Source organism: Sphingobacterium paucimobilis HER1398 (assembly GCF_000416985.1).
Lineage (GTDB): Bacteria > Bacteroidota > Bacteroidia > Sphingobacteriales > Sphingobacteriaceae > Sphingobacterium > Sphingobacterium paucimobilis.
Map to the genome: position 1 here is coordinate 579,733 of NZ_ATDL01000015.1, position 16,027 is coordinate 595,759.

Here is a 16,027-nt window from a genome sequence, read left to right on the forward strand (position 1 = left end):
TTATTTATTTTCGATATTTTTCATCTCCAAATGCGCTACAACCTGTTCTACAAGTGACTCACCCTCTTTACTTACAGCCATCATCTGGAACACATTATACGCAAATACGATATGCGATATCCACATCAACGTACCCCCTATTGCGCGCCACAACCAGTAGGGCATCATCAACGTCACACTATCAATAAATGGTACATTCTCCATCCATGCCAGACCACGCAATGTCCCACCGTACATCAGAGACACCGAATAGATCATAAGTCCGATCAAGGCTAACCAAAAATGAGCACCTATAGCTGCCTGGCTCGATTCCTTCCCAGTGAGGCGGGGCAATAAGGCATAAATACTACCCCACAGCAAAAAGGCAATGATACCATACATCGTCATATGGGAATGCGCTACGGTAAAATCAGTAAAATGCCAAAGTAAGTTGGTATACCGAAAAGCTTCAGCTGTGCCCTGCATCGATCCGGTAAAGTAAAAAACAATACCTACTACAAAAAAGGGAAGAGAATAACTATCTCTCACTTTGTGCCAGGCACCACGGAAAGTCATGATAAAATTGGTCGTACCTGCCGCCACAGGGATTACCATCCCAGCACTGGCCACAATAGCAACAGTTTGTAGCCACCAAGGAATAGCACTGAAAACAAAATGGTGTGTACCAATAAGCGTATAGAACAGAATCTGTGTCCAGAACGCCAGTATACCCAGACTGTAGGAGTAAATAGGACGATTGAGCTGTTGGGGCAGAAAATAATAGACAATCCCCAAGGTAAACAGCATAAACCACATCCCTACCGCCTGATGCATATAATATCCCTGAATAATAGTCTCCCCCAATCCATCCTGATAAGAAGGAAGATAGCCCACTACAGCAACGATAGAAATGAACAATACAGCCGATACAATATACCAGTTGGAGATATAAATCTCTTTGGTTTTTCTTTTCGCTATTGTTTTGAGGTAGCTACCTAAGGTAAACGCCAGTCCCAAGGCAAACAGCAGCATAATGGGCCAGATATACTCGCGGTACTCACCGCCGCCATTGTTTATTCCGGCCATCAGACTGACGCTCCCGAATAATACGCAGGCATTGATCAATATCAAAGAGTACCACCCCCAATTGACTTTCTGCAACGGTACATTACTCACCTTGGCAACAATATAATAGCCCAACCCGATCATCCCTAAGGATGACCAGCCCCAGAAAACAGCATTGGTGTGGACCGGGCGTAGTCGCCCGAAGCTGAGCCAGCTGATCGCTTCGGCGTCGGGCGCAATAAATTTGATACCTAAATATTCGCCGACGGTCGTACCAAATAACAGCCAGAATGTAGCCGTACCGATAAACCATTGTATCAATTTGGAACTTGAAGCATCTATTTTAGGTCGGGGAAGTGCTTTTCGCTTTTTTGCCACGAACGGTAGGTTATCCAGATCTCGGGCCTGTAACAGTCCTTTTTCATCAGATACCGCAGCCGCACCACTCAATTCCTGATCCGAAAGTCTATATTGAAGTGCCCCCATCCGCTTTTCAAAAACAGCAGCATCTACATCATCCTGTTGCTGCATATAGGTCGCAAGATCTTCTGCATCTTTCTTTGTCCCCATACGAACAGACTTATGCACTTGTTTCCTTATCTGTACAATCAATAGGATAATAGCAACAACCAGCGGAATACCTACCAGAACCATGGTCACCAGGACACCGCCTTGACTCAGCAAATCCAGGTCCTCTACTTTCTCGTAGAATTGTGCCCTAGCCTGTAGTACCGCACCAAACAGAAAGAAAAGAACGACTCCTATCTTTTTATGCTGAGCCAATCGCTTGACTACCGTCCACACTCGGTTCATTTGCTCGGCATTCATAGCAGAGAACAACTCGTCCAACTCTGCATGAAAATCACCCTCCCGCTCGGTGCGTCGTCGTACCACATGCCAATACCGATCGATATACTTATATAATAAAGTCACCACGATCAATAAAAACAAAACCAACGTAACCCCAAGACAGGTTATCCAATCCATATCATAGAATGAAAAAGAGGTAGGGAGCATGACATGTGCTTTGGAAACCTGTGGGGTGTACAACAGTAAACAACAAAAAAATAAACTATAAAATCTTGAAAATGCCATAAGAAATAATTAATCGATTTAAAGAATACAATTCGTACCGATCTGGTTTGGGAAAATATGGCTTTTGAAAAAGAAGAGGTCAGGAATGGATTCGAACCATTATAAAAGGTCTTGCAAACCTTTACCTTCCAATCAGTCACCTGACCTTAAGATCTTCACTTTAGTAGATCATCTTTTGATACTCAAAGATACGCCATATCCGAATAGCTTTCCCATGACAGATCAGCCAAAATCAGCTGGTCCAGCCTATAGATGATTCTTCTATTACTTTATTTTTCACCATACCTGATAACACCGTACGGGCAGCTTCAACCGTATGATCAAGATCTTCCTGAGTAAGCGCGTCAGACAAAAACCAAGATTCGAAAGGAGAAGGAGGAAGATAAACTCCCTGCTCCAGCATACCCTGAAAAAATGCACGGAATGTCCCAGCGTCCGCACATTGGGCAGAAGCATAATCCGTCACCGCATCACTATCAAAAAACAAGGAAATCATTGAACCTACTCTATTGATACAAACGGGAACCTTAAACTCCTCAAACAAGGATTTCAATTCCTCCTCCAAATAGGCCGTCTTATGTTCCATCCGCCGATACAACGCTTCATCCCTATTTATCCGTTTCAGCATCTGTATTCCTGCGGACATCGCTAAAGGATTGCCCGAAAGAGTTCCCGCCTGATAGACAGGCCCCAAAGGTGCCAACTGATCCATAATGTATTTTTTACCTGCAAATGCCCCGACCGGCAATCCACCACCGACGATCTTTCCAAAGGTCACCAAGTCCGCCTCTACCTGAAAATACTCCTGTGCTCCTCCACGTGCCAAACGAAACCCCGTCATTACCTCATCAAAAATCAATAATGTCTGATACTGCGAACACAGTTTACGCAAGCCTTCCAAAAATCCCGAGACTGGAGCCACACAGCCCATATTTCCTGCTACTGGTTCGACAATCACCGCAGCAATACTTTCGGGAAACTGCTCAAATAACAGCGCTACACTATCTAGTGAATTGAAATCGGCCAACAAAGTATCGGCTATTGCCCCTTGTGGTACTCCTGCCGAATCAGGAATCCCCAATGTTGATAAGCCACTGCCTCCTGCTACCAAGAAGGAATCGGCATGGCCGTGATAACAGCCAATAAATTTGATGATCTTGTTCCTCCCCGTAAATCCACGCGCAAGTCGGACAGCGCTCATCGTCGCTTCTGTCCCGGAATTGACGAAGCGAACTTTCTCGACATGAGGGACCGCATCGACAAATAGCTGTGCCAATTCAATCTCTGCCTCTGTTGGGATACCATACGAAGTCCCCAAAAGTGCTTGCTGCTGAATCGAATCTACCACCGAAAAAAAGGCATGTCCGAACAATAAAGCTCCCCATGAATTCACATAATCGATATAGATATTATCATCGACATCGTACAAATAGGCTCCTTTTCCTTTTTTTACAAAAACAGGATTCCCTCCTACGCTGTTAAATGCTCTCACAGGAGAATTAACTCCTCCCGGTATAAGCCTTTCTGCTTTCCAAAAAAGCCGTCTGCTATTCTCGTATCTCTCTCTTTTCATGACGTTATTAGTTATAATGTAATCAATCCATCTTCTTCCTGTAACAGGTTAAAATACTTTAAAGCCTGTACGACTCCTGCTTCTTCTACCTCAGCGGTCACATGGTAAGCGATATCCTTTACCTCCTGACGGGCATTCCCCATCGCCACTCCATACTTTACATATTTGAGCATTTCGATATCATTGCCACCGTCTCCAAAAGCCATCGTATCACGTTTTCCAATTCCGTAATAACGCAACCAAAAGGCGACTCCGGTCGCTTTGTTGTAGCGCTGATTATTGATATCTGCAAAGTCATCATGCCACCTCGTCGCTACACAATTGACCATAATATTATCGATGATTGTCTTTTCCTGTTCAGGGGTGATATAGGCAGTCAGCTGAAATACTTTGGAACGCAACAATTCCAATAGTGGCCGTTTCTCAGGAAGAGGGATATGGATAAGTGAATAATGATGCTCCAGTAATTCGTTGATATCATTGGCAAAAACACCTTCTTCGGTCATATAGGAAATACAAAAAGCCGAAGGTCTGGACTCTAGGTATTGTACCAGATTAAACAGGTCTATATAAGGTATGGATGATTTATAAAGAACCTTTCCATGAGCATCGATACCTAAGGCTCCATTGGAGGCAACAAATCCATCAAATGGGAAGTCTGTGACACGCTTAATCTGGGCATAAGATCGCCCTGATGCGACAAATACCTTTATTCCATTGCTTTTTAAACAATGGAGACTTTCCAGTATGGAATCGGGAATAGTCTCTTCATTAAATCGTAATAAAGTACCGTCTACATCAAAAAAAATAGCTTTAACCATAGTTGTACGGGGTTTAATAAACACAGTACAAACATAGGCCTAAACTGGATTAGTCAAATGATACAGAAAAAACAATACAGCATAGTCCAGGTCGCCGTGGTTTATATTTTTACTGTACGCACGACAGCCTTGTCACAATACCATTACTCAAATAACATTAACAAGTATTTAACACTTTAGAAGCGTCTATACTCTTAACTTTGGGTATTCATAATTTAGGTTAATAATTGGTTAGTTAAGAACGCCTGTAGCTCCCCGCTTCAGGCGTTTTTTTTTATGTCCAAGCTCATCCGATTAACGGAGCTGTCTGTGTTTCCTTTCCCAGCTCAATCCGCCCTGCAAGTCTTGTACAAAAATCTACGGAGCTAGCAGCTGTGACTTACAAATCATACCAATTCCCCTACTTTGACAAATCTACAGGTATCACAACCGTCTTATTGGCTTTCACAACGATGACCTCCTGAATAGGCTGATAACTAACATTCTTAATGTGTAATGCGCTGCTCGGCTTTACTAGCGCTATATGTCACAATCATGTTATATACAATTCCTTAACAAGTTTTTAACACTTCAGAAGCATCTGTATCCTTAACTTTGGGTATTCATAATTTAGGTTAATAATTGGTTAGTTAGGAACGCCTGAAGCGGGGAGCTTCAGGCGTTTTTTATATAACAGCTGGGATTACCTTAGACATCTTATTTTCTATATACGAAGTGATCAAGACTGTTAGAACAAACTCTTTCAAAGAAAACTAAAAAGGGGCTATACAATTTTACTTGTATAACCCCTTATTCATTCTCTTAAGAGTCCTAAAAACAGAAATAAAACATCTGCTTAGTCGAGCGTACTCATCCCTCCAAAACCAATATCATTGGGAGAACTGACCGGCGCAAACCCTGCCGACAAGAATGAGGAAGGGTACCCAGGATTCCATACGAATGTAAAGTTCTTCTTATTGAAATAGGCCGTTATAGGTGCCAACAGATTTCCGTCTGCACCAATCCCTAATGTGATACTACCATTATCAACAATGTTAAAACCAGTAGAGGTCATCTGAATCTTGTACTGCCAGGTAGCTCTTCTATACGTACCATTCTGATACATATCCAAATAGAAGTAAAGATAATTAGTACCACTTAAATTGTATAAGTCTATATACGCGTAATCAAACTCAACGCCTTTACTTTTGAGATCAGCTTTTACACCTTTCATCATTTGTGCGAAACCGTTATTTTCATTGCCGTCTTGGTCCAGATAAGTAAGCATATCGAAGAAGCGCCAAAGCTTGCCTTCGGTATTGACACCAATGAAGTCTCTTGGATTTGTGGTATTCGTACTTGTTTCCTGTCCGTTCATTTTGGTCAACAACTCTGTTTTCCCTGCATCTAGCAACAGGTCCTGCAGTTTTGTCCCACCTATAGTGACCTCATCAAAATGCAAGCCCTGCTCATCAATTTCGTAAGGAACAGTAATCCACCCGGGGGTTCCTTTATTATTTTTATTATACATTAGAACATAGAGCTCAAAATCCCCTTCAAACATTTTAAAATCGCCCAGTCTACCGTTACCCAGTTTAAAAGGATAGGTTTTGTACTGTGCCAAAAGCGCTCTGGTTTTGTTATATTTTTCTATTGGTCCTTTAAACTTCTCGATATAATCTTCAGTAGCTTTTACAATTTTGAAATCATTTTTGTACTTAATACCCCTCAGATACAAGGTATCTTTCTCATACTTTAAGATCTCAAATTCAAAATCGGCATACAACCCATGCCCACGGTCGCCTCCCATCGCCTCAGGTCGAGGATCGGCTAGCTCATGAATATAATTATGGGTATCGAATGTCAGAGAAGGCACCTGTATAGCTTGCAATGCGTAGGTACTCAACTGTCGCTCCGACATGGAGGCCACAGACATATCCGATGCCATATTCACCTTACCTTCTGCGTCGAAAACAAAGTTGAATTCAAACTCATCACCTGTACCTGTTTGTAGCGTACCGGTCCAGCCTCCTTCCGTATTGGAACTCAATATCTTTCTATAATTATCCAAAGACTCCTTTAAGCGAATGTCCAATTGCCCTAGAATAGGTTCCGTAGTGTTTTTTTGGCAGCCCATCAATAACATCATTGACAATGCTACTATATATAATATTCTCATTTTACTTCTGTTTTTATTAACTGAGTATTCCTACATCTTATAGATGGCTATAAATAGCAAAGTTTGTATTATTGATATCATAGAATACAGGTATCAATCTATCTTCCCCTTCAATATGGCCCCATTTCAATTTGAAATTAGCACCTCGAATATAATCAGCCAATGGATTGAGCTGACTTCGTTGTCCTTCTGTATCACCCAAATCAACCCCAACTTGGGTTATCTGAAAGTTGTCACCAGCACTGCTGTAGTCACATGACATTCTCAGATATTTACCTTCCGTATTGGTAAGCATAATAGTAATACCCTTATATATAAACTCTAAACGCATATCACGATAAATAAAACCTTCATCCTTTAAACCAGTTTTAACTTGATTAAGCAGTGTTAAAAAATCATTACTAACATCAAGCTCGGGACTATTTGCAGGTCGACTAATCCTATATACCTTTCCATCTCCCATATCACCTACAATTTCTGAAACATCTACACCGCCGACCACTGTCCAAGTATTGTTCTTCAGATACTCTACCATCTCTGTTTCTTTATTATACCTCAGTCCTCCCAACTCATCCCCCCCCAGATATACAGGCGCTGCAAACAACAGTTCACCGTTTTCCGGTTTGGTACGTGGACTCTGTATCGTAGGCGCTCCCTTGGCATTAGCTGGATAGGTCATGATCTGAACAGTACCTTCTTCAGCATTCATTCTGAAACGATACAACCGACTTCCATCGGCAGTTCTATTGAGGTGAATAATACCATCATTCACATAAGATGGTAGCTTTAAAATTTCCTTATAGTCCTCGATTTCTTTCTCAAACTGTTGTTCGAATGATATTTTTGCCTTAACAAGCCTCAATGTCGTTTTGTTCTTGACTCCTGTCAGCAGGATCTCATCATTAGTCTGACTCTTTAATTTAAACTCGATATCCGAGCCGAGCCCCTTTCCTGGGTCTCCCCCCATTATTTCAGGCCGAGGGTCGACCAATTGGTGGAGGTAACTATAACTTGTAAAATTCAATACGGTCCCTTCGTCATACGCACCAATGCTATAGTCACTATTCCCAGCGGCAAGAATCTGATCCATATTGCAATCACAGTGCATAGCAACTTTCCCATCGGCTTCGAATTTGAAGTTAAAAACAAACACCTGTCCTGAGGTTGTTCTGATCTGTGCGTCCCACCCTTTATCTCCTCCTTCCATTAACGTTTTCGTTAACCCATCAATTTCAGCTTGATTCACTTCCGTAGCCTCCGGCTCGTAAGTTTCCAAATCCTTTTTATCGCCATTGCAGGCTGTCAATATAAACAAGCTTAATAAGCCTGTGAAGATATGTAGTCTCATTTTGATGTCTCTTTAACAATGGATGAAAAACTCTTTTCTTGTAACTCATGGAGGTCTATACTGAAATTCTCACGGTAATACGCCTCGATTATTTGCAACTTAGCTTCTAAAAGCCGCCTTCCCTCTGCTCCACCTCTATCAAGCATAGACTGGAAATCAGCTCTACTCATGGTCAAGTAATAAGAAGTAAGCTCTGCAAAATCCTCCATGGGTGCCCCCATAGAATAGGGAGAAATAAAACCTCGTTGCAAAGCATCATCTACTGTATATACGTTAAAACTTCCGGTATAGGATGATTTGGTTATCTGTTGAAACTCGTCCGTAAAAGGAACTTTTTGATTAAGAATATGCACAAATTCGTGATGTATAGTCTTCATGAACCATGACAATTCAGAACGAACCGTAAAATCGATGTTATTAATATCAAAAAGACCTATTTTAATTCCTCCCTCTGCTTGTCCTGCTATTTCGACATTAGACTGTGGATTGATAAGTGGAGATCCATATAAAACAAACTGTCGCGGTGCAAATTTCTTTATAATTGTGGAATCTTTGACCTCAATATAGGGCTTCATAAATGTATTCTCGACAATATCCATAGTGGGAATCACCAGATGTGTTTTGGGTGGCATATTCGACGAGTTGTACGGCGTCTGTGATCCATCCCATCGATAGGTGACTTCGATATTAAATGGTTTTTGGAAACGTTGGAATAACTCTTCATCAAGTGCCGTTTTTATTTCTTTGTCCTTACCACTAATTCCCAGGTAAAAATCGCTTGATTCTTCCAATGGATTCTTTTCAGAACAGCTCGTTGCGAAAAGTCCGAGCAGTACCAAAGCATTTATGATAAATTTATATGTATTCATTTTAAGTCAATTTTGTTTTAAAATAGAGTATTGCCTATTTCTGAATATGTATTATTCGAGGTTTACTATCTTGGGTTTAACGCTATCCCTTCATCTACAACCTCTGCTGGCATCTGTGATACCGTACGATTATCGTTATAAGGGATTTCAAACTCTTTTCCATCATTAGTTCTACGTTTGATCGTACGCTTATAGCGTAATAGATCAAAGTATCTCAATCCTTCATGAATAAATTCTACCCGTCTATAATTAAGAATCGTCTCTATTAACCCCAATTTGTAATCTTCGTCGTCAAAATCCGCTTTGTCATCAAAGTAATAGCTCTTTATTTTCTGACGTGTGATTTGTTTGGAAGCATTAAAAGTGTATACTCGCGTAGCTACATATCGATTCAGTTCCGCCAGTACTTCATCCAGACGGCCGAGATATACCATAGCCTCCAATCGATTGAAAAACACCTCTTCGGATGACAACAAGGAATATCCTGTGTAGGTATAACCGATCGTAGCATTCGCGCCAGAGGGAATAAACTGAGTAGAGTACTTCTCAAAGAAATACGACTGTAAGTTACGCTGATAGATATTGTAATACATGACATCCAACGTACCAGCAGGTGTATTATTGACGATGTAATCGGTAACAGACTGATTGGCAGAATATCTATTCGAGTGATATTGATATCCATAGTTGGAAACGGCTGAAACTAATAATAAATTAGATTTTTCTTTTGTACTGGCGTAATGCTGACCAAATTCGCTCCAAGACATTTTATCGTAGACATTCACATAGTCTCGTAAATTCATCACCATATCTCCTGGCAAAGCCAATTCTGCATGGCGTAGTGCTTCAGAATATCGCTTTTGATAGAGATAAAACCGACTTGCGAAAGCATGTGCAGCAGACCTTGTAAAGTGATAGCGCGACACCTTGTAATTGTCTCGAATAAGCTTTAACCCCTCGAGTAGATCCTTTTCTATTTTTTGATACGTCACCGCTACCGTTTCCCGGGTGTATTTTTGAGTAAGGTCGGTTTGAGGTCCCGTTACATAAGGGATGCCTGGTTCGTTTGACGCTGTCTCTGCATGGTAAAATTTCGAAAAAATATTGACCAACATAAAATGAGCATAAGCACGCGCCACGAGCGCTTCTCCCCTCTGCTCACTATAATCTTCCGGATTACTTAGCGAAGCAATTTTTACCAATGCTTCATTAGCTGCGGCAATCGCACTATAGGTATTTGTCCAGTAATAGATTGGTGAATCTTGATACTCATATTCTGGATCTTCAAAAAGGAAGCTTTTACGCAACACCTCTACATAATCAGGCATTCCGAAATTATCTACTATATTATCTGTCTTAGCTTCCAAAAATCCAGCATATCCAGCTAGTGGATAAGCCGAAACCAACAACTCAGAAATTTGTTCTGGTGTTTCTAACTCCGAGCGTTGATCTGGATTATGGTCCAGGAATTTCTCGCAGGACGCAAACAATAGAACAACGCTAGTTAATATATATATAAGCTTTGTATTCATGGTTTTTAAAATTATTCCGTTTACTTGTCATTTGTTGATTAACATGCAATCAGACAGCGCTACAAGGATACTTTTACCGATAGATTAATTTGTTTGGGCAATGGATTAGCAACCCCACCGGAATTGAAGAATTCAGGATCTTGTCCTTTTAGCTTCTTATCAGAATACAACAAGAATAGGTTGTTTGCATTCAATCCGAAGCTGATTCCTGTCAACTTTAATCTCTTAACGAAATCATTCTTCATCATATAGCTTACGTTAACGGTTTTCAATCGGACAAAAGAACCATCTACAATCCGTTGTGTCGAGTAGTTGTAAGCATTGTATGGATAGTCACCTGCAATATCCTGGTTTTGGTAGTAACCGCTTATAGAAGGTATATTGGTAAAAAGCTCATCCCCTGGTATCGCCCAAGCATTGATTTGATCGTAATTGCTGGCGTCTAAATCTGAATAATATTGATTAAAGACCGGATCTAAACGCACCTTGTTCCCAGCCTGATAGGAGAAGAAAATAGATGCTGTAAAATTACCATAACGGAAAGAGTTATTCAATCCTCCAGTAATAGTGGGGTCTACAGATCCCTCATATTTAAGATGAGAGGAATTCTCACTTTGGAAGCTTACGGTATTCGCTTTATTACCGTATTCATCGATGAATACAGGCAGACCTCGCTCATCTAGATATTGATAATCTATGGAATAAATACCACGAACTGGACCGTTCAATACAGGCGCCCCTTCTGAACTGACCATGGCAAACACAATAGGTGTGTAGGACAGATTTGTGATTTTATTTTTGTTCCATCCAAATGTACTATGCACCTTATACCCAAATCTTTCTTTATCAATCACCTTTGCTGAAATCGTAAAATCAATTCCTCGCGAATCCATATCGGCATAATTGTCGATCCTAGATCTAAATCCTGAGATACCAGAACTAGGACGATAGCTTATTAGATCAAACCCCTTACGATTAAAGTAATCAATATTAAAGGTCAATTTGTCGCGCCATAGGCCTAAATCCAACCCAACATTTAACTCATGCTGTTTTTCCCAAGTTAGGTTCCTATTTCCAAGACTACCTATATAAATATTATTCTCTACATTCGCTAATATTGGACGTACGCTCTGTCCTGCGTAGAATATAGTAGAAAAATTGTTTGCACTTCCCATGGAGGCTGTCAATCCGTATCCCCCTCTTAACTTCAGATGACTAACCGCAGAAATCTGCTCCATAAAGTCTTCTTCTGAAACATTCCATGCAACACTGGTCGTATATGTTGGGAGCCACTTCGTAGCCTGGTCATCTTTTCCAAATTTATTCGTTCCGTCGAAACGTCCGGAAAGGTTTACTACATACTTAGCTTTGTAGGAATAAGCGGCGTTGGCAAAGAAGGAAAGAAATCTATCCCATGTACGTTGCATACCGAAGTAATCTTCACCACTTTCAACCAGTTGCTTGATATAACGCGGATCCGTAAAAGCTGTTCCTCCTTTTAGGTATTGATAACCAGCTCCCGTATTATATCTTTCATCCCGATTGGCTACCCGGATTTCCTGGCCTCCAAAAGCATTTATATAATGTGTTTCATTGAAGTTCGTTTTATAATTGATGGTCTGACGTCCGTAGAAATTCATCAGGTTGTTTTCCCTTACATTGTAAAAACCACCAGCAGGTAAAACTACTTGCTTATTCTCATTAGGGAAATCGGGATCAGCATATAGGAACTTATTGTTCTCCAACATTGCCATATTATAATTCGAACGAAAGGCGTTTGCCGCATTCGAATTTTCACGTATAATAGTCTCCGTATTCGTTTTTACATAACGTACATTTCCTAAAAGTGAATATTCCAGGTTATCTAAGAATTTGTAACCTGCTTCACCTTGCAATTTGAAATCCAATACACTAATATCAATATAGTTGTTCTTGATTTCATGGAGTATATTAAAAGGTGTATAATCTCGGGTAAAATATTCCAACTCTCCGTTCTCATCATAGGGAGTCAATGTGCGACTACTGTTCAGCGCATAGGAATACGGGTTAATATCAAAATCACGTGTATATTCTCCGCGATAATCATCCATAAATCTATTCTGAGTTCCTGGAGCACGTTGTTTTCGAACACTGCCGTTAACAATAAAACCCAGATTAAATTTTTCTGTAAATTGATAATTAGATCTTGAATTTGCGGTGAAACGTGTTACTTTATCTGCAATAGTCCAACCGCTATCATTAAAAATACTCGTCGAAAAATATTGCTGTGATTTTTCTCCTCCCGAGGATATTGCTAAAGAATGATCTTGAACAAAAGAGTTATTAAACAGATTATCGAACCAATTCGTATTTGCATTAGCATATCGAGACAGGAATTGTTCACGTGCTGTTGGGTTATTGGCTAACAGGAACTGGTTTGTTTTATCATCATAGGTATCCATATACTCGTACATCTTTCTAAAAACTCCTCCATTTGGAGAGTTTAGCGAGTTCGTCATATTCAACAGTCCCTTCCGATACAAGTCTGCATAAAAACTCATCTGATCCCTAGAGTTCATGATGTCAAAATTATTGTAGCTGGGTTTGGTATAGGTACTAAAATTTCCAGAATAGGTTACCCGTGGACTCCCAGAGCGTCCCTTCTTTGTCGTAATCACGACGACTCCATTCATTGCACGAGCACCATACATAGCAGTAGCTGATGCATCCTTTAAGATTTCTAAAGATTCAATATCTTCAGAATTCAATCCAGCTACGGAAGATCCCAGTAATGTCAATGCGTCACCACTACTCAATTGGTCATTAGAGACATTGACTACTTCCTCCAAAACGACTCCATCAATCACCCATAATGGCTTATTGTCACCCGATATAGAGGTTGCTCCGCGAATCCGAAGCTTAGGCGCGCTACCAAATGAACCAGAAACGTTTTGTATGGACACCCCTGCTATTCGACCTTCCATCATACGACTGATATCGGCAACGCCGTCCATCTTGATATCATCCATCTTTACACTGCTGGCAGCTCCTGTAAACAACTTTTTATCAATCGTTTGATATCCGGTAGCAACAACTTCGACTTCATCGATAGATTCTACGGTCTCTTTAAGGACGATACGCGCACTAGCCAGGCTCTGTACAACATACTGTTGCTTCTGATAACCTATCATCATGACTTCTAGCTTATCACCTACAGTAGCCCCGATACGAAATTTTCCGGTTTGATCCGTAGATATGCTCAAGTTTTTACCAACGACGCTGACCGTAGCGCCAGCTACTGCAGAGCCTTTGGAATCTACCACTACTCCTGAAAGTCCTTCCTGCCTTATACTACCAACAACAGCAGAAAGATCTGACACCGAACGTCGTAGAATGATATGCTTCGAAACCAGCTTATAACTTAACCCTGTACTGTTCGCCAACTTACGCATAGCCTCATCTAAATCCAGCGCTTCAGCTTTAAAATCAACCTCTTTAAAGGAATTTATTTCTTCATCTTTATATACAAAATGATAACCGGTCTGCTTTTCAAATTCATTAAGAATAGACCTTAACGATTTGTTTGATACATTCATGGTGACCTTTTGTCCAAATGAATTGGCATATACGGAGGTTGTAAAAATGAGAATCCAAAAGAATATTAACTTCATTATTTTTACAAAACCTTGATGTCCTCTCTTAAAAAAGAGAAAAAGAGGACTATTAACAAAAAAAATCATAAATTTGTTAGTGAGTTTTAGTTTACAAAATGCTTTAATTCAATCTTGTGAGGGTCTTCCACCACCCTCACTTGTTAATTTACTGTTACGGTGATCTTTTTTTCATTTAGCTTAAATTTTAGATTAGTTAGGTAATTCAATATATCAAGAACATCGGTCAGCATCGCTTGCCGACTTATCTTGCCTGTATACAATACGTTCTGGTTGACTTGAGGAGCTATCTCGACATCTACGCCATACCAGCGTCTCAATTGGGTAGTAATATGCTTAAGGTTATCTTTTTCAAAATAGAATAAATCATCGACCCAACTCAACTCCCTTTCTATAGATTTGTTACTTTTAAACAATTCTTCACCACGAGTAATAATCACATCATTGGGCATCATGATTTTTTTGTTTTCCAAATTCTCTACCTGCACCTTGCCTTCCAATAAAGCAATACGCTTATTTTGCTCGTAAGCATTGATATTAAATTTAGTACCCAATACCTTTATCTTCAAATCATCAGATTGTACGACAAATGGTCTATTCTTATCCGACTTCACTTCAAAATATACTTCACCAGTCACTTTGACAACGCGGCTATCTGAAGCAAACTTACTTGGAAACTCTAAAGAACTCGAGGCATTGAGCATTGCCTTGGTACCATCAGGTAAAAACATCGTATAGACGGCTGCTTCAGGAGTCATTAGCGTATTTATACCCGGCGGTACATCTGTCGCTCCTTCTTCATATTGCAAACTCCCCTCCTCTAAAGAAGTAAAGCCATTAATATGCGCAGCGGCATGTAAATCATGCTCTTCTCCATCGGAGGTAATCAAACGGGCTTCTGCTTTCGCTGGGAATAAATCTAAAGCTTTTGTTGCGTTTTTCTCGACTACTTCTCTTCCAGTATCTGCAATCCAAATATAGTATCCTGTAAAGGAAAGCAAAAGGCCTATAGAAACAGCTGCAACATACCGATAGTAGCGAAAAAATACATTTTTTTTCGTTACCTTCTTACGCACAAGCTCCCAAGCATCTTCGGCTACTGCTGTCTCAAATGTATTAAAGGCTTCTAAAACTTCTTTGTCCTTACAAATACTTGAAAATGCACTGACATTTTCAGGTTTTTCTTTTAACCAAGATGTCAGCTCGTCCAGCTCCTCATCGGTTAATGAAGATAATTTGTATTTTAAGATCAGGTTAGTTACTCGGTTTCTCTCCATCTTATAATAAAGAAACGGAGATTACATAAAAGGGGTAAAGAAAAATAAAAAAAATAAAGTCGTCATCCGCTGAAGTAATAATTTCACGCCTCTTTTCTTATGAGATTTGACAGTTTCAACTGTAATTCCCAATTTGTCTGCGATTTCACTATTGGATAATTCTTCCAGATAACCATAGCGCACGACCTTTTGGCAAACATGTGGCAAGCTATCTATTGCTTTATAAAGTTCGAAATAAGTTTCTACCTTGATAATATCCTGTTCTAAGTCTGTATCATCCAGCTCTTCCCGCGGGGTCAACAAAAGATAGGTATCGTGCACCTTGGTTCTGCGAATCCGATTTAATATGGTATAACGAATCGATGTGTACAAAAAGTTGCGAACAGCAATAGGGCTGGTATCTTCAGAAATATTGGTTTTATTATTAATAAGCTGTACAAAAGCATCTTGAACGACATCTTCGGCAACCTCCATATCTAACACCTTCGACTTTGCATAAAACACCAATCTCGAATAGTACTCTTTAAAAATAACTTCAAATTTTTCCATCATACCAACTTCAAAAAGTCACTATAAATCGCAATAAAAAATAAACTACCTTGGGTTTTATAATCAATTATTGGCCATTTAAAACGCTATGCACTTGGTTTATATCATACA

Annotated in this window: 10 protein-coding genes; all 10 read right to left on the minus strand. The window is 40.1% G+C overall.

Annotated features, from left to right (window positions below; all coding sequences use genetic code 11):
- Positions 1-2,139 (minus strand): cbb3-type cytochrome c oxidase subunit I, encoded by a 2,139-nt coding sequence (locus M472_RS35320; protein WP_031301774.1) that lies wholly within the window; start codon positions 2,137-2,139, stop codon positions 1-3.
- 232 nt (positions 2,140-2,371) lie between these two features.
- Positions 2,372-3,712 (minus strand): glutamate-1-semialdehyde 2,1-aminomutase, encoded by a 1,341-nt coding sequence (hemL, locus tag M472_RS35325; protein ID WP_021070676.1) that lies wholly within the window; start codon positions 3,710-3,712, stop codon positions 2,372-2,374.
- Between the two features lie 11 nt (positions 3,713-3,723).
- A complete protein-coding gene (locus tag M472_RS35330; RefSeq protein WP_021070677.1) occupies positions 3,724-4,533 on the minus strand; it encodes a Cof-type HAD-IIB family hydrolase in 810 nt (269 codons plus the stop codon).
- Positions 4,534-5,368: 835 nt separating this feature from the next.
- Entirely contained in the window at positions 5,369-6,691 is a 1,323-nt protein-coding gene (locus tag M472_RS35335) for a DUF4302 domain-containing protein (protein WP_081643179.1), read from the minus strand.
- Positions 6,692-6,728: 37 nt separating this feature from the next.
- On the minus strand, positions 6,729-8,039 hold the full coding sequence (locus tag M472_RS35340; protein WP_021070679.1) for a DUF4302 domain-containing protein: 1,311 nt from the start codon (positions 8,037-8,039) through the stop codon (positions 6,729-6,731).
- Positions 8,036-8,908 carry a substrate import-associated zinc metallohydrolase lipoprotein gene (locus M472_RS35345; RefSeq protein ID WP_021070680.1) on the minus strand — a complete coding sequence of 291 codons (873 nt, stop codon included), beginning with the start codon at positions 8,906-8,908 and terminating at the stop codon, positions 8,036-8,038. The genes M472_RS35340 and M472_RS35345 overlap by 4 nt, the downstream gene beginning before the upstream one ends.
- Before the next feature lie 65 nt (positions 8,909-8,973).
- The gene (locus M472_RS35350) at positions 8,974-10,440 is read right to left on the minus strand and encodes a RagB/SusD family nutrient uptake outer membrane protein (protein WP_021070681.1); all 1,467 of its coding nucleotides are present in this window, start codon (positions 10,438-10,440) and stop codon (positions 8,974-8,976) included.
- 59 nt (positions 10,441-10,499) lie between these two features.
- Positions 10,500-14,090, minus strand: a complete 3,591-nt coding sequence (locus M472_RS35355) for a SusC/RagA family TonB-linked outer membrane protein (RefSeq protein WP_037458628.1) — start codon at positions 14,088-14,090, stop codon at positions 10,500-10,502.
- A 143-nt stretch (positions 14,091-14,233) separates the two neighbouring features.
- Positions 14,234-15,367 (minus strand): FecR family protein, encoded by a 1,134-nt coding sequence (locus M472_RS35360; RefSeq protein WP_021070683.1) that lies wholly within the window; start codon positions 15,365-15,367, stop codon positions 14,234-14,236.
- A 21-nt stretch (positions 15,368-15,388) separates the two neighbouring features.
- The gene (locus M472_RS35365; RefSeq protein ID WP_021070684.1) at positions 15,389-15,919 is read right to left on the minus strand and encodes a sigma-70 family RNA polymerase sigma factor; all 531 of its coding nucleotides are present in this window, start codon (positions 15,917-15,919) and stop codon (positions 15,389-15,391) included.
- Positions 15,920-16,027: the final 108 nt, after the last annotated feature.